Raw genomic sequence first — 21,066 nt, 5'->3', positions numbered from 1 at the left:
GCAACTCTCCAGATTCAAAATCCACGGTTCTTTATACGGCTATCCATAAATCAAGTTCTCGATTGAGGTTGGTGTTTCGGTATCAGAACGCCAATTGAAACAACGCTTCCCAAGAGTCTGACGATTACTTCATCTTTCATCTTTTCATTTAGTTTGCTCCCCTCGGCGGCGGCCTCGTCCCAAACGCTTTGCGGAGGTGAGTCGAGCTGAGACCAAGGTGTGATCTGCCAGCGAGTCTTGCGGAGGTCGCTGCGCTGTTCGGCATAGCGCCAGCCGGCAAGCAGACGCTCGGCAACCCACCGGTAATGCTCCATTTTGCGCAACTGCTCGTCCACTTCGGGTGAAATGCCGAGTTCTGGCGCCTGTGCAGCTGGCTTCGTTGTGTAGCCGGTAATTCTCATTCCCAGCGCTGCGGCTTTCAATACTGCGTGGACCGCACAAGATCGATTTGATGCCCTTTCCCACTCGGTTCGCCCTTCCCAGACAAGCTTTGCAGTCTTGTCTAGTTCTTCCCAGTCTATGCTGCGGAGCGTGCTCAAGCCATCTTCATCTTGCAACGCATTTTGGAGCTTCCCGACGGAGTCAGTCCAATGATCGTCTTTGGGTTGCATCCACACCAAATGGATATGTCTGGCAAGCCAATCCATCCATGAGTCGTTGATCTCGGTATACGAGACGCTGCCGTAGCATTGGCCGAAGGGGATGAGATCACAGCTGTCGGTCGCTTTAGATTGGGCATGCTGGCGGTGTTCCGATAATAGCTGAGATAGTTCTCGTTGACGCGGTATCCATACAAAGATGGGCCAATCCAGATCCTGTGAATTCAGTTTTGCACGCAGTCGTTCAGCGCGAGCAAAATTCTCCCGGTCGTCCTCGAAGCAGACAAGGATGACGGGCTGGATATTAGCGGCCTCGCAAACCTGCTTCATCTGCCGAAGCATCGTGTCGTCCGCGATGTCGAGGTACTCTACGAACCTGGCATTGCACACGTAGTCAATTCCAGGTGATTTGCGTTTGGGCTTTGAATCATCGTCAGCGGGACAATTCTTGTACTCCCAATCATCCGCTTCTGGGTCGAATACCCATGATTTTTCTTCAGGAGCATTGGCACAGAACGCCGGATAGCGAGATGTGAAAACTGCTGCAGTCCGAGCGATTTCGTAATCGAACACCGACATTCGCGTCCGAGTACAAGATGGGAAGTGCGATAGCTCAGCTAGCTTGAGTGCCAGGGTCTGCCCAAACTCACCGAACCCGAACATGAAGTAGTGCAGCACCTGTGGAGGCGAGGTAGGTAACGTTTCTCCGTCGTCATTTTCTGCCTTTGCTTTGCGCAAGACCGTCGCGGAGATGTCTTCGAGCAACCGCCGGGCAGTGCGTTCGAGTGCATTGAAGATCTCGACGTCGATCAGCTCATTTTCCTTGTCTTCGTTTCCCTTGCCTTGGCTCCTGAGGCGTTCGAGTTGAATCGATTTGTCCCGGACTATCTCTGCCAGGTCCTTGTCGAGAATGTGCACATGGCAGCAAAGCTTGGGCAGTTTCTTGCGAACGTAGTCCAAGAATCGCCAGTTTTTAAGAGGGCCGAGCGTCAGCCAAGCAAAGCGTCCATATCGGCCTTTGCGAGCGATAATGTCACGAATCTCAATTACCGATTCGATGTTGCATTCGTCACTGCCGGTGACCACGAATACTTCACGAGCGCGTTGGACTCGAGCGGCTTCAAGCATCTCAGCTCGCGTTGCATCACCAATGAGCACAACAGCTCCCATCTCCCGAGCCCACTCGATGTTCTTGTTGTCTTCGTCGGGCTCGATTACAACAATTTGGAACTCAGACTTCATCGCCTCGAGGTCCGCCAAGAGCTGACGACCAATCCTTCCAAGCCCACAAACCACCACATGCATCGACTTGAACCGAAGCCCCATGTCTTCGTACGACTTGTGAAACAAGATCGCGATACCTTTCGAAGCCACCATCGTTGCCAAAAGTATCGCCGCGATCATCGCCAGACGGAGCAATAGCGACCGCTCCAGTTCCGTGTGCTCAATATTGAAGGCGAATATCTGAAAGGTTTCGTAGATTGCACCTGCCAGCGACGTACCTTGCTCAGTCTTCTCGTCTTGCTCCTCGGATCCTGCATCGCCCATTGTCAGCGGAATTGGAGCACCAGTCTCCAGGTTGTTTGGATTGCTGTTGCCAGACGTTTGTGCGGCGTCCTTGTTCGTGTGATTCGCAGCATATTTTTTTGCTGGCCCATCTTTGCCGACAGAAGCAAAACCCAAGCAACCACAAATGAGTACGGTCAGGCCGGCAGTGATGATTATCAAACCGCTCCACTCGTCGATTCGCCGAAGCGTCCTCATGAACAGACGCGGGCGAATGCGGTAGAACGCGAAAGCTCCGCCAGCAAGGGCAAAAATGATGATAAGGAAAAGACTGTGCGCGGACATCATTACTGCTGGTCCTCTCTCTTGTCGCATTCTTTTTCGTCCGCCTTCAATCGCGGTTGTGCTTCGTTGTATGGCTCCATTACATAGCTGGCTTCGAAGATTGCCTTGGCGACGATCCAGACATCGCTTCGATCGGTCATGCTACGAACTAAATAGTCGCCAGCCTGACCATTGAGCCGGCCAAAGTGCGACTCGACCTGAAACGGCTCATCGATTTCGCTAGCCTCGACTGGCGGTGCGTCGGGTTTGGGATCGAAACGATGCCAACCCCCTGCATCGACTTTATCGCTTTGCAAGTACTTCTCTCGGAGCTTTGATTCAGTCTGAGCCCAAAACTCGCCCACCACTCCGCGGCACAAGTAATGGCCAGCTTTGGCTTGAATCGAACCTTCAATCGTTTCGATCTCTTGGTCCCTGGCTAAACGCTTTGCCCAAATCGGTTTGGTCTTGCGAGCCAAACGCAAGCTTTGCTTAACGGCGGCGAGCAATTTTCCATCTGGGTTCAATAGCATGCTATTTGATTTCATTTGGTCCCTTTCGCTTGCGGTGCAGATTTACGCAGCAGATCAAGCAACCGCTGTGTGTATTCGTTGATGTCCGGCGTTGATTGCCCCTGCGGCTTGCGAGCGATCACGCGTACACCCTCTGGTTGTAAAGCACTTTCTTCTAAGGCTCGCACCGTAAGGCTGTTGTGTCTTGCGCCGGCAGCAGACTCCTGGAAACCTCGCACCGCTTCCTCGGTCACCAAGCCCACGCCGAGTCCTACCGCCGAATAGCTAAGAATACTCTGCCAACCGCCCACTTCGATTGCGATCGTGGGCACCTCATCGCACGAGTCGGCAAACCAATGGTCAAACTGCTGGCGACGTTCTGCATCGCGTTCAGGCAGGATCAGCGGCAAATCAACAATGTCAAACGCGGTTAATGGTCTACGTACAGGCAACGACTTCCACGCCTTTCGCCAAGCTGATTTCTCCGAAGGATTAGCAACCAAGACGAAACGGTCGACCGCGATTGGCTCAACGAACAGCTCCATCCCCGCGACATCACGGATAGTGGCTTCGTTGTCAGTGACGATTGCCAGGTCGAATTGTCCCCCAGCGACGCCAACGATTCTGGCTTTCCCTCTAGTCGTCGACACTCGCACTTGGACTTCGGGCAATTCTTCAGCGAACTGCTCAACCGCCGATCGAACGAAACCAACTGCGGCTGTTTGACCACACGCAATGGAAACCGAAGAGCGAAACGATCCACTATCGGCGATAAATTGCTCGACTTGCTCGTATTTCTTGATCAGATCGCTGACCACCGCGTGAACTCGTTGGCCAGCCTGGGTCAACTGCCAGCGTTTTCCCTTGAGTATCAACCACGGCCGATTGTCATCTTCCGCCACGATGCGCCGGAGCGAGGAAAGCCGCTTCGAGATACTGGGTTGCGAAATGCCAAGTTGCTGAGCGGCCGCTGTAGCATCGCCCTCATTCTTAACGATGCAATCAAACGTCTCCATCAACTCAATTGGAATGTGACTTACCTTATTCATGGCGTGCAACTCCGCAACGTACCGTAACCTTCCAGTCCACGAATTTTGCGGATGACACGCTGGATACTTATCCAACGAACTGCAACCACGACGACATATAGATGTGCGATACTCAATGTCTTCTCTCTTAGGCAGCAACGGCTAGCCACTGAATCATTCCGGCACGGCAAATTCAATAAATGTGCGTTTGCCGCTTGTCCGCCGATCCGCACGCCTTACAATCAATGTATTCCCGTCAGGGAAATGGGTCAATAACCATTCCCGACAAGAAGTTAACCAAGGAGTTTGCCAGTGTTTGATCCTCAGCAGCCATCGATCGCCGTAGCACTTGTTTTCGATTCGGGTGGCAACATTTTGATCGGGTGGAATGCCAAGTGGCGTTGCTTTACGTTGCCGATGACCAAGATCGACAAGGAACTACCTGCCGAGACACCCAGTGAAGCAGCAGTCCGCGCTGCCGCCGAAGTCCTACAAGTCCCGTGTCGTGTTGTCGCTGGCAAGGAGCAGCAATTCTTTCGAGGTCTGCAAAAATCCGATCGCGACGCCGAGATCAAGGACTACCAGTACCACGTCGTCCAAGTCGAACCGCATCCCGAATTCTCTGGCCACGTTTCATCTGCCCTCTACGCTTCCGCCGACAAACTGCGTTCCGGTGAATATCAACCGGTGTCAGGATCGGTAGGAGAGATTTTAAATCACTGCATTGGATGGGGTTGATTGGCGTAAGCTGCCCAATATTCGACCTGCAAAGAGCACGAATTGGATTGTGACATGTCCCGACACTCAGAAGCCGCCTTGGCGTGGATAACACGCCTCAATGACTCGGGGGCGGTCGAGGTACTCACTCAATGGAATTCTCGCTGGCAAAGATACTCATTAATTGGAGGACACGTCGAAATTGGTGAATCATTTCATCAAGCTTGCAGACGCGAAATCACGGAAGAATTAGAGTGCACAGAGGCGGCGGTCGAAGTCGCTCCGTATCCTTATGCAACGATGCAATTCCGCGAGTACTCGCAAGCAGCCAAAGCGGAAACTCAATATCATTGGCAGGCCTTCATGGTACGTCTGTCGGACGCCGTTTTGGAACAGATTCCTGGCAACTGCCGTTGGGTCACCGAATCGCAGATCCGCAGCGGTCGAACGGCGTCCAACGAGTCGATTGCCGATCAAGCCCGAAGCGTATTTAAAGCGATCGAACAGGCCGAATTTGATTTGTTCGTTTCTTATGGGCATAAAGATAATGAAGACGCTTCAGTCACCGCGCTCGTGGAGCATATTCGTCGCGAGCACGAACAATTTGTGCCGAACGAACCTCTGAAGATTTTCTTTGACTTGTGGGGCATTGAATCAAGTGATGATTGGGAGAAACGGATCTACCGTGGCTTGATCGAATCGAAAACGATGTTGGCGGTATTGTCGCCCGCTTACTTTGGCAGCCCGTGGTGCCGCCGCGAGTATGATACCTTTGTCCTGCAACAGAAGAAAAAGCTCTACCCAGGTGAGCCAATTCATGCCATCTACATTCAGGAACACGCCGATTTTGATCGCGACGACGATCATCCGCAGCGAAGCTGGTTCGAGACCCTGAAGCGCCATCAGTTTCTCGATGCAAAGCCATGGTGGCCCGACGGGCAAGTTGCCTTGCAACGCGAAGTGGTGACTGGTCGACTTCAGGGACTTCGGAAAAAGATCTGGAACCAGGTCTGCGATGTGCGTTCGATTCAGAACAGTCCAACCAATCTCACTGCTTTCAATATCAACTTTGTGGGACGCGAACGCGAATCGACGCAACTATGGAATATGCTTCGGATGGACCACGTCACCGCGATATCTGCAATTCAGGGTGTAGGTGGGCTTGGCAAAACGGCTTTAGCACGCGCCTTTGCACATACGCGGCGTCGGGAATATCTCGGCGGACAATTCGAAATCGGCATGGAGAAAGTCACCTCTGCTGACCAACTAAGGCTGGAGATCGTTCAGCTGGCCAACCTCTATCTAGGTGCTTCGATTCCAGACGAACTGGCCAACACGAACCTACCCGCGGCCTTTGCCAAAGCCAAAGCTGCCTTTGAGCGTCCGGGGCAGGGCAAGATTTTGCTGATCCTCGACAACGTGGCAGCAGACGGAATTCTTGCGCAGCGTTCACAGAGTTTGCCTTCGCCTGAGTTCGTCCATGTGCTGGCTACAACGCGGCTGGATCCCGCCCGCTGGGGCATCGAGTCTTTGCACTTGGATGCACTATCCACGGAAGATGCTCTCGATCTCTTTCAGAAATACCGACCGTTTGCCACGCCAGGCACCGACAATCTCGCGTGGCAGCGTGTGCGCCGTGGTGATGAATTGCTGCTAAACGACCAAACCGAAACGGATTCGGCGGAATGGAAAGCTGCCGTGCGACTGGTAAACCAACTGGGTTGCCATGCCTTGGCCGTAGAAGTCGTTGCAATCTACTTAGGCCATAACCGCTCAATTTCTCTGCAAGATTACTACGCTGGCTTGGTGAAAAAAGGGCTTTCCGTCAAGCTGGCGCAAGCAGGCGATGACCCGGCGGTTCGAGCTCGATTGAGTCAAGAGATTGAGACCAACGTCGCACAATTGTTGGAACCTACCTTTGCTAGGTTAGAGCAAGATTGTCCTTTGGCGCTGAGAGTGCTGGAATGGGCCGCTCTTATGCCTGCGGACCATGTGCCCTGGATTTGGTTGTTTCAATTGCTTGAGGAATCGGAGCCCGAATCGTTAGACCATGATCCCGACGATCCTGATCCCTGGGACGATGGAGTTCGGAGGTTGTTGGCTGGTTGGCGCATCTTGAACGGCGAACCTCAAGCTCCGATTGCCCGTCAGCACCGGATTGTCCAGGCTGCACTTCGGCGTCGCACGTGGCCTGATCTTTCAAACAGTGAGTGCAAAGATCGACTAGATTCAAAACTTTCCAAATTATTTATCCTGGTTCACGAACATGCCAAATCACTCCTGAAAGGTGTTCTTCAAGACAAGAGCCATTGGGAGCTGCATGCGATTGAAAATCTAGCGAACTCGTGGACTGAATACGCACCAGACCAATCGGCAATCTTGCTTCACGAACTTTGCAACTGGCAATTATCAGCAGAAAACTGGACAAGTGCTGAGCAGCTGGTTCGTGATGCAATAGCGCTACACGAGAATAGCCGTATCGCGGGCCATCAAAGCCTCGCGCATTTATACAAGAACCTAGCGCGAGCCCTGACCGAACGACGGAGATTTGATGAAGCTCAAGAGGTGATAGAGAAGATTGTCGAATTGGACCAAGTCCCCTACGCATTCGAACAGGAAAGGGAATGTGCAATCCTTCAGGCGAGCCTTGCCTTTGCGCAAGGCAATTTCGATGTCGCTGCGACTTGCCTATCTGAGTTCTTGGGCTATGAGTCCAAAACTTCTCGGTGTGTGGTCAGCGAAAACGCTACTGAAACTTTCAACTTGGCGACATGCTTTCTAATGCTGAAACGGTTAGAAGAGTCCGAAAAGCTAGCCAGACTTTTACTCGCACACTCCTTGTCCAATTCAGATCGTGACCTCGAATACAAAGCACATGATCTGCTAGGCCAATGCCTCCTAAAATCCAACCGAACTGAAGACGGAGAGGCACAACAGCATCTTGAGTTTGCAATGGAAGCTGTTAAGAAAAAATACGGAAAGTCCAGCCCAGCCTACGCGCGAATCGCCATCAACCTTGCAGTCGTGCTAAAAGAACGAGGGGAGTTTGAGGAGGCGGCAGCGTTGAATGACCTAGCCAGCATTACATTCGAAGACACTCTTGAGCACGGCGACCCACTTCTATCCGTCCTGAAGACTAATGTTGGCCAGATTTATCGCAGTTTAGGACGTTACGACGAGGCACTACGCGAGATCAAGAAGGCCGCGCAGATCGTCTGTGACAACCGGAAGTCTTCTGGTGTGAAATGTAAGGAATTCGATTTGGTCTTCGGCGTGCTTTTCGGGCTTTTTGAGGATCTCAAATTATCCGCAGGATCCATAGTCAAGCATCTTCATTCGATCGGTTTTCTGGGGGCTTGGTGTGACATTGATGAAGGCGATTGGTCAACTGCAATTGGCGCCTTGAGCATCTCAAGGGAATCTATGCGATTCGATCGAATAAGAAGAAAGCAAATCCGCAAGTCAAAAGATCGTGCTCGTAAGCGGAATCGCAAAAAGAAGTAAAGATCAAAAATGATGAAACCGACTTGGACATCCGAAGCGCGTCGAGACCTGAGCGACAAACTGCGTCAGCATGCAGACGGCGAGCTGATGCACATATTTCGTGCTGCCAATCCGACCGAGATCATTGTTAAGCAACGCTTTCGAGGCTTCTCCGATGAGCCGGAAAAGAAGCTGATCATCGCTGTTGAAATTCTATCCCCCACCAACTCGTCGGCGCATGTGGTCAAGTTGGGAAATACGGATGATGTTGCTGGAGACTGTCAAGCTTGGGAGCAGTGCGCTCAGCGACGGGGCGTGGCTAGTCGGCTGTTCATCGCACCGATCTCTGGGCCTGTGTCCGAACATCGACAAGCGACCATCTATCCCGATGTCTACCAGTACTATTTCGACAATGGACGAGCCGATCAACCCAGCGAACTGGAAGCAGTTGTCGACACTTGCATCCAATCCGATGTACCCGCTAGCGGTTCGATCGAGCGTGTGCTTTCGCAGGTCTACACCGAAGCCTTCCGCTGTTTCTATCACTCGGCAAAAGAAGATCCGTCGTTCGAAGCCGTTGACCTGGGCGTAAAGAATTCGCTTCGCTATGGCCAGAGCAATGATGTGCTAGCGTTGTGGCAACAACCCACCTACGTGGGCCTGCGTCGCGGTGCGGCTTGGCTGACTTGCTGTTCGCGTAAACCAGATTCATTAGAACGTCCGCTTTATGTCGATCCGGTGGATTACGCTGCTTGGGCAATTGAACATCGCAAATACCCGAAAATGCTCGTTGGCTCTGCTCATGGCGATTTGCACGGTCGCAATGTAATTGTCGGTACGGTGCGAGGCGAAGCCGAATGGCCAGCCGTGTTTGACTTCGACAAGATGGCAGACAAAAACTTGATCGCTTGGGACTTCGCCAAGCTTGAACTTGAGCTGAAATGCCGACTGTTCCAGCAGCTCATCGATAGCGAAGAAGAGCGTGCAGAACTTCGAAGTATCTTGCGGTTACCGCAGAAGCCACCGTTTCCTGATTCCATTCAGCTAACCGGCGAGGAACGGCGCATCGGTCAACGCGTCGAGTTGATGGAGATCATGTTCGCCATCGAACGCTTGCTCGATGACTGGACCAAGCAAATCTCCAGCCGCAGCCGAGCCACCAAGCTCGACGCCGCCTTCGAGCCCGACATTTCGGCCAGCACGGCACTGGGCCGAGCCGTTCGTATCATCGCCCGCATTCGCAAAGAAGCCGCCCTGTTTTTAGGCTTCGAGCGCGGTCGAGAGAACTACTGGCAGGACGAGTATTACTTCGCATTGGCCACCTATGGGGTTGTCACCGCCAAGTGGCATTCTGCCGACGACCATCTTGCCTGGGCCTTGTTGTCCGCCGGAGTCGCCTGTGCCAATCTTTCGCAACTGCCATGGCCACCCGACAGCGAGTCACCTCCCGACGTTTCGCAAGTGCCCAGCCACCTACACTTGCTGCCCTACGCTTATCGCTGTTGGAACGAGCGTGACCGACGCAATCCCGACGAGTTGCTAGATAGAGGCATCACCAGCTTGCGGGAGGGAATTGTCCGGTTTCCGCACGCGATAGTTCTGAAGGAGCAATTGGCGCTACTGCTGTCCACGACCAACCAGCCAGAAAACCACGAGCTTGCGCGACGCGAGGTCGAACCACTCTACAAGTTGGCCTGTGTCTTCCGAGATCACGAACTGCTAAGCCGGCTAGGACGCATCTACAAAGACCGTGCCGACCGACTCTGCGACGGCAGTTTCACGCATGCTGAAATGCTCGAAGGCGCGTTGCCCGCTTTCCAAGCTTACCAAGCATCCCTCAAATATTACAAATTGGCCTATGACTTCAGTCACGACTATTACCCTGGCATCAACGCTGCAACTCTCGCCTTGTTAGTCGGCGATCACGAGCTCAAGAATCAATTGGCCAACGAAGTTCTCGCCATCTGCTCACAGCTTCCACTGGATCGCGTGGACCAAGAATGGATTCTCGCAAGTGAAGGCGAAGCCTGCTTGCTCCTCGGAAATATCGACCGCGCCAAGCATTTCTACAGCCACGCCCTCGACCGCCTCCTCCCCTCCGAAACCGGGAAGAAAGAAAGCATGGCCAAGCAAATACGACGAATTGGCTGGCCAACCCATCCGAAGCCCATCGCATCACTTGAAGACTTGTTTCACTGATTACTCCGACAAGGTGAGATCCACCAGTGCCAAACCTACTCGTTTTTGTCTCAAGCACGTTCAAGGATATGCAGCGAGAGCGAGATATACTCCTCCGAAATGTATATCCCGACATTCGCCGGCGGCTTGCAGCCGATACACCGAATGTTCAATTGCGGTGGGGCGACCTCAGGCACGGAATCTTTACTGACGGCTGCGTCGAGGAAGATTCGGAAAGAATCATTTTGCAAACATGTTTGTCCAACCTTGGTAGAAAGGAAGATCTTGATTACCACCTTGTTGTGCTTTTGGGCGATCGATACGGTTGGGTCCCGCAGGGCGAACCTAAGGAAGACGCAAATCACCCGGTAGCACGGGCGTTAGCCGAATTGGGGCACCGACCACCGCCTGGGAGGAAGAGCGTTACGGAGCTGGAAATAGAGATAGGAGCATTTCGCCGAGAGATCGACGAGAATCGAGTTCATTTTTTTGTCAGGAAGGCAGACTACCGACATGTGCCGCACGCGGATCGCTTGCAATTTGATGACCATTACGCAGCTGATACGACTGGCGAAGCCAGTGCCACTGAGAATTCAAATAGGCTACGGCTTCTTCTTCGTCGAATCGAGGACGAATACCCGAACCTAATAACCGAGTACCCAGCAACATTAACTCAAAACGGTAAGCGTTGGACACTTGCGTCCGAAGAAGAGGGTTACTTCGAAGAAAGGGCACGCGAATGGGTGGGAAACGGGGCGCAGTCGCTCGCAAGGTCCAAATCACAAACCCAGAGGCATTCATCAACAGCAGCCGACCGCGAAACTCACAGACTGCGCGCTGAACTATGTGATTTTCAAGGTCGGACTCGCCTCGTCTCTCAGCTCTGGCGATGGTGGACCACAGCCCACCGGCGAGCATTAGTTATCACGGGAGAAGCGGGATTGGGTAAGTCCACGCTTCTACTTGCTTTTGTCGCCGCGATCAATAAATCACGCTCGATAACCAGACAGCGAATTGATCACGATGCACCTACGATCACCAAGGATCTGCCGTGCTTTCTCTTAGTTTACGCAACAATTCTAGGGCACAAATACGGCAAGCATCACTTGCAACTGCGATGGATTCAAGAACTTGAAGAACTTCTGAGAATCACAGATCGTCAACCAGTGAACAATAATTTGACTTCGTCTCAAGCGAATCAACGCCTAGAATCGCTGTTCCATGAGGCAGCCAGGCAAGGGGCGTTGCTTATTGTCGTCGATGGAATGGATGAATACATCGATTTGTCTGATCGTACATTGCGGTGGCTTACAGAATGCCTGCCGAAAAGCGGACGCCTTTTGGTATCCGCGCGGAGTGCTTCCGAATTTTCAACTCACACGTCTTTTCTGGCGGACGAATGGGAGTCAATTCAGCTCGAATCAGACGAGTTCACGATTGAGAACGCAGCCTCTCTATTCGAAACGGCGTCTGCCCAGTTTTGCAGGGAACTTCCAACGCATGTAATTGAGCGTGCGGTCGCAAAGAAACGCAATGACGGTAGAAGATGTTCCGAGAATCCACTTTGGGTTCGGGTGCTTGCGGGCGAACTTAATGCTCTTGGAGAGTTGGATTACAAAGCGATCGATGAACGAAGTGGAGTAGACCCTCAACAGCGATGGGATCCTTCGCATTGCCACCAATCTACTGAATGTACCTGCTGAAATCATTGCCCTGATCTACGCCTACCGATGGACAATTGAAATCTTCTTTCGGTTCTACAAGCAACTGATGGGCGGCGATCACCTTATCAGCCACAACGCCAATGGAATCCAGATTCAAGTCTACTGTTCGGTGATTGCCTGTTTGCTGATCAACCTGTGGACTGGATCTCGCCCCACGAAACGAACGTTTGAAATAATCAGCTTCTACTTCCAAGGCTTAGCCACTGATGAGGAGCTGATTGCTCACATCGAAAAGCAAGCAGCTGCAGAAGAGGCAAAGCGTGCCAAAGAGGAGCGTAAAGAAATTTGCTAATCGGCGTTGTGGGAGGTCATTTTGCCTGACTGGTCTCGGCATGAATGCTGCGCGGTCCCCAACACACAAACGCAACGATCCTAGCAAGACGATCGCTTCATTTCCTTTGCAAGGAACCTACATTCAACTCGGCAACTATCCGCCAATATTCCAGGCCGGCAAACGCCGGGCCGAACACTATTGGGGTGGGGGTCATTATTGGGTTCGCGGAGGATGTTGAGCCCTGCTTCGCGGTGGAATTGAATCGGAAATGGTTCAACTCGGGACGCTGGAGGAGAAGCGGATCATCGGAAATAGACCTTTCGATTGTCGGTGCCGTTTCGTTTCCCAGCATGACTGCGATTGGTGGGGTGAACCGTGGCTTGAACATCCGGCACGCGTTTGCTTCGACGATGGAATCGTTGGCAAAGTCGTTTCGGGACGACTGAGATTGAACTCCGCCGTACACACTGGAGAACTTCATGAGATGGCTGTTTGCTAGGCCGGTCACTCTCGCTTTGGCGAGTGATTCCGCTCACGGTGATGTAACGGAAGACTTCAAATCTTCGCACGAAAAAGAAAAACTCTCCTCGCACGGGTTCGAAGGGCTCGCTGAATGGAGTGGGTGCGGGTGGCGAACCAATTGGGAATCGGCCGTGGATGTTGCAACGCGCTTGCCCGTGATACCTTGATTCGCATGACTGACACATCTTCGACCGTCCGTAGTTTGCGTCGCGTATTTCGAGAGAGCATTGTGGCTCGCGATCTCGCCGAGCCGCTCGCTTCTTTTGATGACACCACCGAACTCGACACTTTGCGTGAGTTCATGCTGGACCGGCCGCTGTCGGTACTGGGAATTCGTCACAAGGGCGTTGTCACTGGTCTTTTGCATCAAGACCAAATTGATGACCGACCGATCAGCGAGCAAATGCTGCCGCTTGCCGAAGTGGCGGTGGTGGAAACGACGACGCCGGTGCAACAAGTCGTTGGTCTTTTGGACGAGACGTCGTTCGTTTTGGTTTCGACGCTGGGCCAGCCAGTGGGTGTGATCATGCGAGGTGACTTGGAAAAGCCACCCATGCGAATGTGGTTGTTCGGCACGATCACTCTGTTTGAGATGAGCATCACACGCGTGCTCCAGCAAGCGTTCCCCAGCGATGCTTGGCGCGAACTGTTGTCGCCCACCAGGATTGAGAAAGCGGAACAACTGCAGGCGGAAAGAGTACGACGAAACCAGCAGGTGCAATTGGTCGACTGCTTGCAATTGTCAGACAAAGGTCAGTTGTTTGCGAAGTCAGACAAGCTAAGAGAACTGTTTTGGAATCGCTCACGAAATGAAATTCGTCGCATTGTCAAAGAGCTTGAAAGCCTTCGCAATAATCTTGCGCACTCCCAGCCCTACACCCAGGAGAACTGGAATGCGATCTTGCGACTCGCCGGATCATTGGATGGATTTCTTTCCAATCAGACTGAATACGTCGCCACTGATAGCTTGCAGCCCTACGAGCGTGACGACATTCGATAGCAGCCTGTGATTGAGGACTAAGCGGAAGACAGGTGGCATAGCAGCCTGTTGATTTAGTCGTATACCGAGTGACAACAATTAGCCGATGGGCGTTAGCCCCGGTTGGCGTCTGACTAACCGCCGCTAACGCGGTACGGCTCATTTAATCAACAGCCCGATAGGCTTTCAGCCTGTGATTGCGAGGAACACAGGCTGGAAACCTATGCCACAATTTCGATCCAACACTTCTTCTTCGCTCGTTGCTAAACTGCGACGGCAATGTTGTCGTCGTTCTTTTGAAAAGCCCCGTTCATGGCAGATTTCACCCCAACCCAGGGCCGGTATCTTTCTTACATTCATGCCTACACCGTAGGCTTCGGATTGCCGCCCGCGGAATCTGAAATCGCGGAGGCCATCGGCGTCTCACCACCGTCAGTCAACCAGATGATGAAGACGCTGCAAAAGAAAGGACTCATTCATCGCGAGCCTGGGGTCCCACGGTCGATTCAGATTCTCATTGACGAATCGCTGATCCCTAAGTGGTCTGGCGGCAAGATCACTCGGGTCGTCCGCGAGTGGGTGATGACGAATTCCGATGCAAAGAAGCAAGCCCGGCCAACACTCGCGAACAAGAAACACAAGCCACCCGCTGAAATCTACGTCATCAAGATCACGCTGTCGGGCTCCAAACCGCCGATTTGGCGACGCGTCGAAACCGGTGACGTTTCCTTGGCCAAATTGCATGAGTTGATTCAGGCCGCAATGGGCTGGACGAACTCTCACCTGCATCAGTTTGTGATCGGGGAAGCCCACTATGTGGATCCGCGTGGCCTCGAGCATGGGATGATGGATTGGGCCCAATCCTACTCAGGAATCACGATCGCCAAACTGGTGGCAATGCATGGTGCCAAGCTGAAGATGCAATACGACTATGATTTTGGCGATGGCTGGACTCACAACATCGTGTTGGAAAGAATCGTTGCTCCCAAACGCAATGTCACCTATCCATGTTGCACCGCCGGTAAAAACGCGTGTCCGCCGGAGGATGTCGGCGGCATCTGGGGCTACTACGAATACCTCGAAGCGATCAGCAATCCCAAGCATCCTCAGCACGAGGAGTACATGGAATGGAGCGGTCCATTTGACGCGACTGAATTTGACAATGCAGAAGCAACGCATCTCATGCAAACGGGAATGCCGTCCTGGTAGAGAGACTCAGTTCAAGAGCCCACGTTTCCGCAACGATGACTTGAGCATGCTGAGCGTGGGGTGGGCTTTGACCATCTTCTCGGCACAGTCGCGAGCAAGCTTCTTTCCCGCTTCGCCGCCAACTGCGTCTCGCAGATCGGCGAGGATCTCGGCGGCGGCCTTGTAGTTTTCCGTGCCGCGAACGGCCACGATCTTCTCGGCTTTGGCAAGCCATGTCGTTGGCGATTCTTTCATCTTCTCCATTCGGGCTTGGCGTTCTTTCTCTGCCTTGGCGGCTTCTCGCTTGGCCCTTGCAAGCTCCTTCTTCCTTTTCACTGCGTTCGCCTTCTCTCGCAATTCATTAGCCGAAGAAAGCAGCGTCTCAAGCGAGTGACCTCGCACCGTCGTGGGCCAAGCAGCAGCCGATCCGGATTCGCGAATCTCGGCAAGCAATTCGGCTTTGAGTGACGCGGGATCCTCTTTCAACAGCCGACGCAACAAAGCTCGCGAACGCGCTTCGCTTATCGAACGTGACCAATTTTGAATCGGATCTTCCTCGTCGGTCTGCGGAGCAAGCTTCGGCACGCCATCCGCAGCCGCTTTCAACGTCAACGGATCAAGTCCAAAGAAAGGCAGCAAATCGCTGCTGCCTGATGGCATCGTGTCCAGACCATGCGGCACAGGAGGTTCGATCGTCTGCTCTGGAAGTTCGTTGTCATCGTACGCAGCACACAACCACAGCAAGTACAACGCTCGCAAATCACCATCGATCAGTTGCTCGCGGACTTTCGCCAGCGAATCCAGGTAATCCTTAAACTCCCAGACGTCCTCAATGCTTCCTGACTCATGATAGGGACAAACACTGAGGACTCCCGCTTTACCCTTGGGATCCTTTTTCCAAGAAATCCCGTCACAATTGAGAAACGGCTTGAGCGTCGATTTTGAAAATGGCAGGCCACTTGATAATCGCAGTCTGATCTCACGAGAACCGTAGTTCGCGTACGCCAGATATACGTCAAAGCCACGCCGCAGCAGGCCATCAACGTCACCACCAAACGAACTGTAGTGATACTCAACCGACATCTCCCAACGAGAAAGCTCTGAACGCGACGATTGCTGTGCAGCAAACTCAAGTTGTTTGTCATCCAATGCTCGGTCAACGGCACGGAAGGCCACATACTGGTATTCGCTCATGGGATCTCAATATTCGAGTTGGTAGTGGACGAGGCGACGATTCCTGGCGTCGCGAACTGGTTGCCTCGTCCAAAACGGATCGCGACTGGGCTGACCTGTGAACCGACAATGAACTGAAAGGGTTTTCGAGCGGCAGCAGATCGTATTCGACCCAACGTGGCAAACACCAGACAGGGCCCCAAAAGGCGACGAGGGTCTTTTTCGGATTCACGTTGGGTGACGAATCCGGCTTCGCCTCGGAACTGAAGCGGGAACGGTTCAGGTTGGTTCCGCTAGGGAATGGTAGGGATCCTCGAAGGTAGACAGATCCATTGCAACTTTGGCTTCGTCTTTCGGCATGGCTTCGATTGGTGAGTCGACCGGTCTCTGGAACATTAAGGCACGGATCACAAACAGGGCGATGGCGACAACGCAGAAAAGCCAGAACGCCTGGAAGCCGTAGATCACGGGGCTAAGGGCTCGGTTGGCGCCATCGACAGTCGATTACATGTAGCCTTCCTCGGTCATCTCAGCCGGATGTGTGTCCGCCCACTCGCGTCATATCCGCACTTCTCTTCGATTCCGAACGCAGACCACTGAGCTGCAGCGATCGTAAAACCAAAAATCGCAATGGCTTTCTAAATCCGATGGGAAACGTCGCGTTGAATCACAGACAACGCAATCAGCACACCTACTCCTATGTACACGACAGCTGGATCGCCCCAAGAAGGCCCATTTGTCCGCGGCGATTCCTAGATTTGCTTAAACGGTTCCATTGACATTAAATCCTTCACAAGACATATCGCAAACTGCGACGCATGCTCGCGACTGATCTCATGCAGGCTTGCACAAACAAACCAATCGGCTCGAGAGAATCAATCACGCCCAAGTAGCTTGGCAAGATCTCGAATCAACCCTACGGAGATCATGTAGATGGCAAACGCAACGCAGGCGATCACGGCCCATAAAAACACCACACCGCGCATCATTTCCAGGTAGGTAGCACGTCCGGATGAATTCCATGCATGAGCATAACACAACACGAAAAGCAAAACGCAAAGAGCAACCCCAAACATTGCAACGTTTGCGCGTATGATCCCCCCATGGTGCTGCAGCGACTCAGCGAGGGTGCGAAGAAAAAGCAGCATTGAAACGCAGGCTGAAACGAACACGATCATGCTCGTCCATGCGAGCAAACGCGCGAGGACGGACAACGCACTCGACTCATTGGCCCGAAGACCAACGCTAAGAAATACCGCAGTTACGAAACCGACCAATACAAAGACTGAGGCGATTCCCAAAACAAGCGTGCCGGTTGCATACAACCTAGAACCAAGAGATTCAGGCCCAGTGATGCACAACCCCGTTCCGGCGAGAATGCCCGCAACACAACAGCACGCACAGACCACGAGCGGCCCCATCGGAATTCGAATCTCAGAGATCACCCCGACCGCTTCACACGCCGCTCCTATTAACGGCAGCAATCCGACTACCAGTAGAGCAATCATGCTCCAATGGACAGTGAGCAACCCTTTACGCAGCCCGTGGGAATCCGGAACAACAACACTAGAATCTGCCAATGCCATTTTTTGCAACGAAGCACGCCTCCATTTCCACAACTTGAAGACCAAGAGGGACAAAGCGAACATAACAAGACTACCGTAAAAACAACGAACGATGAAATTGAATCGGTCCTCTTGCCATTTCTCCATTGCTTTTTCGTTCGCTATCTCTTGCCTACGCTTCTGATTCGCTGCTGCCTTGGCAAGGCTGGCTTTTTGCTCCGCTTGCTGCAATTTTGCCGTGATTTGATTTCGAACCGAATCTTTGTTGTACTTGTTTACCCAGCGAAAAACTGGTGTTGGTGAATTTGGCCTGAATCGACCACAATTCGCGGGTCATGGATGTGCCCAAGATCACCACCGATTGCCCGGATTGCAAGCCGCTGCTTGAGAAGCAGCAGGCGATCATCGACATGCTGGTCAAGCAAGTTGAGTTGCTCACGGCACGTCTTGAGAAAGTTGAACGCGAAGGTAAACGCCAAGCGGCTCCGTTTCGCAAGAAACGCAAAGCCGATCCGAAAAAGCCAGGGCGTAAAAGCGGTGAAGATCACGGCAAGCACCATCGCCGAGCCGTGCCCGAACAGATCGATGAAACGTACGACGTTCCCCTACCAGCGTGCTGTCCCGACTGCGGCCATGGCGAACTGACCAAGACCGAAACGCTCGTGCAGTTCCAAACCGATATCCCTCGCGTCGTCATCAACCGGCAATTCAACATCGACGCTGGAATTTGCTGTGGCTGTGGATCTCATGTCCAGGGTCGGCACAAACTGCAAACGTCCGACGCGGTCGGAGCCGCCGCGGCTCAACTCGGACCGAACGTTCACGCCGCGATGGCGCTTTTGAACAAAGAACTTGGGCTCAGTCACGGCAAGGTCAAGCGTCTGCTGGAAATGCTTTTTGAGATTCGGGTCAGTCGCAGCACCAGTTGCCGAAGCATGCTTCGCACCGCTGATCGACTAGAGGACGCCTACGCTCAGGTCCGAAGGGCCGTGCGTGGTTCGCCTCAGGTGGTCGGAGATGAAACGGGTTGGCGAGTCGATGGACGTGGGGCTTGGCTTCATGCGTTCGTCGGACTGACCGCGACGTGTTACGAAGTGGATGCGACGAGAAGCATCGGGCCGGCGGAAAGACTGCTGGGCATCGACTGGTCGGGAATCTTTGGACACGACGGCTGGGCGGTCTATGACAAGTTCACCGCAGCGACTCATCAACAATGCTTTGCGCACCTGCTTCGGCGATGTGAATCGTTAATCCAAAGCGGGACCAGTGGTGCGTTGGCGTTTCCGCGTGGAGTGAAAGACTTGCTGCTCGCAGGCTTCGAGTATCGCAACCGTTTTCGATCCGATGAGATGACGGCACATGGGATGAAGGTGATGGCGGGCCGATTGACGATGAAGATGTGGAAATTGGTTCGTCACCCAAAGAAGCATGCTGCCAATGAACGCTTCGCGAAGTTTTTGGAAAATCATCTCGATGATCTATTCACGTTCCTGCACCGTCCCGGTGCCGACGCAACGAACTGGCGAGGCGAGCAGGCGATCCGTCCGGCGGTCGTGAATCGAAAAGTATGGGGCGGCAACCGCACCGAAGCCGGAGCATTGGCCCAGTCACGAATCATGAGCGTGATGCAAACGTGCAAGCAAAGACTGGCCGATCCTTTCGACTTCATCCGCTGTCAATTGACCACGACGAGCCCGCTTGCCCTGCCTCTGCCCATCGCGGCACGGTAAACAAGTACTCTTTGTTTTGCCGAAGGCTCAGAAAGGTCGCCTCTGGGATTTCAACGATCATTGAATATCTGAGCGAATCGGCAACCTCTCTTCCCTCACTGGTAGCGACTGCAGTCACGTTCACCGGCTGCAGAAAACATCGCCCCGTTGGCGGTTTATTAAATGCCTGCTTGAAGTACGTCACCGCCTTTTGCTCATCAGCATTCAGTCTCTCAGGAGAAAGCATGGCAATCTTATTCTGAATTGCTTCTTCCAACTGTTTCGCTGAAACCCGCGCAGTACCACTCGATGCATCCACGACGGTGCGATCTTCCCCATAGATGCAAGGCACCGAAACGCCGAATCTTACATCGGGTAATTGCTTCCACAGCTCATGCTCAAGAACCACGTCTTCGCCAGCAAGCGAGATTGACACGAAGGTCTGCTGTTTCTTCAAACGCGGAATTTTCTCAACCTGCTCTTTGACCGAATCGCCAAGATCAATTACATGGAGGAAGCCTTCCGACGCAATGACCACACGAGAACGGGCGTTCGCCATTGCAAGCGGAATTTCGTTGTCGTCACCCAAATAGAACTGTGTCCTCAATGGCTTGTACCGTCCGAATTGTGCAAATCCAAAAGGTTTCCCGGCCGACGTTTCACGCCTTTTCCAAACGATCCTTTCCCCTTTCATCCTGAAGTGCTTGCCGTCAACTTTTCCGATGTCGTATTCTGCGAGAGGTAATGTCTGATGTTTGCAAAACACCTTCGCTACGAGCTCCATCCCTGCCTCCTCACTCGCGTAGCCCTTGGACGACACGACCACTGTCAGTGGAAGATCACGACACGCCATGTTGCCAATTGGTCTCTTGGCCTGTGCTTCCATTCGCCAAAACCCAAAAAGCTGCTCTCTCGACATACGTCCGTCCACGATCATCAATGGGTTCATCGCTTCACCATACATTATGCCGTCCAAGTGCCATGCTCCCTCAACTGAAAAAACCTCGGCATGCCGCCGCAACGGAGCATTTCCCCGAAGCGTTGCAGGATCAAGGCCAGCCCAACGCTTCGATTCTGTCAAGTCATTTAGGTTGAGCCGCAGATGTCCTTCTGACGAGCAAACGAGTCGGTTTGCCACGACCTCCAACTGCCCAAAGCAATCTTCGTGGCTTTGAGTTCCCAGGTTTGCATGAGTGCGTGCATCCAACACACTGACTTCCCCGGCATCCAAAGTTACGATGTACAACCGCTCGTGTCCGATTCCAAATCCGTATACTTTGGCTGGCAAATCCGTTTGTTCAAGCAGCCTACGGGAATCAAGATCGACGGTTACCAACCGGACCACGGCTGTGCCGAGTCGCTTCTCTCCATCATCGAAACCAGCTGGAAGCCACTGAGCACATAGTGCGAGGTCACCCTCGGTGTTGACATGAACGATCGGCGTTGGCGTCGAAAGCTTCAGCGAGAACGTTTCATTCGTTGTAGAAGCGTCCGATTCCTGGGCTCTCGCCAGAGACACCACCGGAACGATCGTCCAAAACAGAAGGAAGTTTCTGATCCAACGCAGCATCGTAGACACTCGAGA

13 protein-coding genes and 1 pseudogene are annotated in these 21,066 nt (G+C 53.0%); 8 read left to right on the top strand and 6 right to left on the bottom strand.

Annotated elements, in window-relative coordinates:
* Nucleotides 1-50 precede the first annotated feature (50 nt).
* The 3 genes from RB_RS23515 to RB_RS23505 all read right to left on the bottom strand — a co-directional run bounded on the left by RB_RS23515 (nucleotide 51) and on the right by RB_RS23505 (nucleotide 3,990).
* The gene (locus RB_RS23515; RefSeq protein ID WP_261340193.1) at nucleotides 51-1,904 is read right to left on the bottom strand and encodes a potassium channel family protein; all 1,854 of its coding nucleotides are present in this window, start codon (nucleotides 1,902-1,904) and stop codon (nucleotides 51-53) included.
* A 548-nt stretch (nucleotides 1,905-2,452) separates the two neighbouring features.
* Nucleotides 2,453-2,977 (bottom strand): hypothetical protein, encoded by a 525-nt coding sequence (locus RB_RS23510; RefSeq protein ID WP_011123206.1) that lies wholly within the window; start codon nucleotides 2,975-2,977, stop codon nucleotides 2,453-2,455.
* A complete protein-coding gene (locus RB_RS23505; protein WP_011123205.1) occupies nucleotides 2,974-3,990 on the bottom strand; it encodes a LysR family transcriptional regulator in 1,017 nt (338 codons plus the stop codon). Before RB_RS23505 ends, RB_RS23510 begins: the two co-directional genes overlap by 4 nt.
* A 291-nt stretch (nucleotides 3,991-4,281) precedes the next feature.
* Here RB_RS23505 and RB_RS23500 point away from each other — a divergent pair, with 291 nt between their 5' ends.
* The 7 genes and pseudogenes from RB_RS23500 (at nucleotide 4,282) to RB_RS23465 (ending at nucleotide 15,055) form a co-directional block, all read left to right on the top strand.
* Nucleotides 4,282-4,707 carry an NUDIX domain-containing protein gene (locus RB_RS23500; RefSeq protein ID WP_164922410.1) on the top strand — a complete coding sequence of 142 codons (426 nt, stop codon included), beginning with the start codon at nucleotides 4,282-4,284 and terminating at the stop codon, nucleotides 4,705-4,707.
* A 54-nt stretch (nucleotides 4,708-4,761) separates the two neighbouring features.
* Nucleotides 4,762-8,190 (top strand): TIR domain-containing protein, encoded by a 3,429-nt coding sequence (locus tag RB_RS23495; RefSeq protein WP_164922409.1) that lies wholly within the window; start codon nucleotides 4,762-4,764, stop codon nucleotides 8,188-8,190.
* Between the two features lie 9 nt (nucleotides 8,191-8,199).
* Nucleotides 8,200-10,368, top strand: a complete 2,169-nt coding sequence (locus RB_RS23490) for a tetratricopeptide repeat-containing protein (protein WP_011123201.1) — start codon at nucleotides 8,200-8,202, stop codon at nucleotides 10,366-10,368.
* A 26-nt stretch (nucleotides 10,369-10,394) separates the two neighbouring features.
* Nucleotides 10,395-12,050 carry an AAA family ATPase gene (locus tag RB_RS23485; protein ID WP_011123200.1) on the top strand — a complete coding sequence of 552 codons (1,656 nt, stop codon included), beginning with the start codon at nucleotides 10,395-10,397 and terminating at the stop codon, nucleotides 12,048-12,050.
* Nucleotides 11,998-12,363, top strand: a pseudogene (locus tag RB_RS23480) (transposase); the annotation flags it as partial. The gene RB_RS23485 and the pseudogene RB_RS23480, both read left to right, overlap by 53 nt.
* A 676-nt stretch (nucleotides 12,364-13,039) precedes the next feature.
* On the top strand, nucleotides 13,040-13,867 hold the full coding sequence (locus RB_RS23475; protein WP_231845925.1) for a Swt1 family HEPN domain-containing protein: 828 nt from the start codon (nucleotides 13,040-13,042) through the stop codon (nucleotides 13,865-13,867).
* Between the two features lie 291 nt (nucleotides 13,868-14,158).
* Nucleotides 14,159-15,055, top strand: coding sequence for an IS1096 element passenger TnpR family protein (locus RB_RS23465; RefSeq protein WP_011123196.1), 897 nt, complete (start codon nucleotides 14,159-14,161; stop codon nucleotides 15,053-15,055).
* Between the two features lie 6 nt (nucleotides 15,056-15,061).
* Here the strand turns inward: RB_RS23465 and RB_RS23460 are convergent, their stop codons facing one another.
* The gene (locus tag RB_RS23460; RefSeq protein WP_011123195.1) at nucleotides 15,062-16,228 is read right to left on the bottom strand and encodes a hypothetical protein; all 1,167 of its coding nucleotides are present in this window, start codon (nucleotides 16,226-16,228) and stop codon (nucleotides 15,062-15,064) included.
* Nucleotides 16,229-17,082: 854 nt separating this feature from the next.
* Nucleotides 17,083-18,003 (bottom strand): hypothetical protein, encoded by a 921-nt coding sequence (locus RB_RS23450; RefSeq protein WP_011123190.1) that lies wholly within the window; start codon nucleotides 18,001-18,003, stop codon nucleotides 17,083-17,085.
* A 104-nt stretch (nucleotides 18,004-18,107) separates the two neighbouring features.
* Between RB_RS23450 and tnpC the strand changes: the two genes are divergently transcribed.
* Nucleotides 18,108-19,502 (top strand): IS66 family transposase, encoded by a 1,395-nt coding sequence (gene tnpC, locus RB_RS23445; RefSeq protein ID WP_011120122.1) that lies wholly within the window; start codon nucleotides 18,108-18,110, stop codon nucleotides 19,500-19,502.
* On the opposite strand, the gene RB_RS23440 is transcribed toward tnpC, so the two are convergent.
* Nucleotides 19,438-21,051, bottom strand: a complete 1,614-nt coding sequence (locus tag RB_RS23440; RefSeq protein WP_231845924.1) for a hypothetical protein — start codon at nucleotides 21,049-21,051, stop codon at nucleotides 19,438-19,440. The two genes, tnpC and RB_RS23440, sit on opposite strands and share 65 nt — an antisense overlap.
* Between the last annotated feature and the right edge of the window lie 15 nt (nucleotides 21,052-21,066).

Source organism: Rhodopirellula baltica SH 1 (assembly GCF_000196115.1).
GTDB classification, from domain to species: domain Bacteria; phylum Planctomycetota; class Planctomycetia; order Pirellulales; family Pirellulaceae; genus Rhodopirellula; species Rhodopirellula baltica.
The sequence above is the reverse complement of the archived record's forward strand: the minus strand, read 5'-3'. Positions and strand labels throughout refer to the sequence as shown.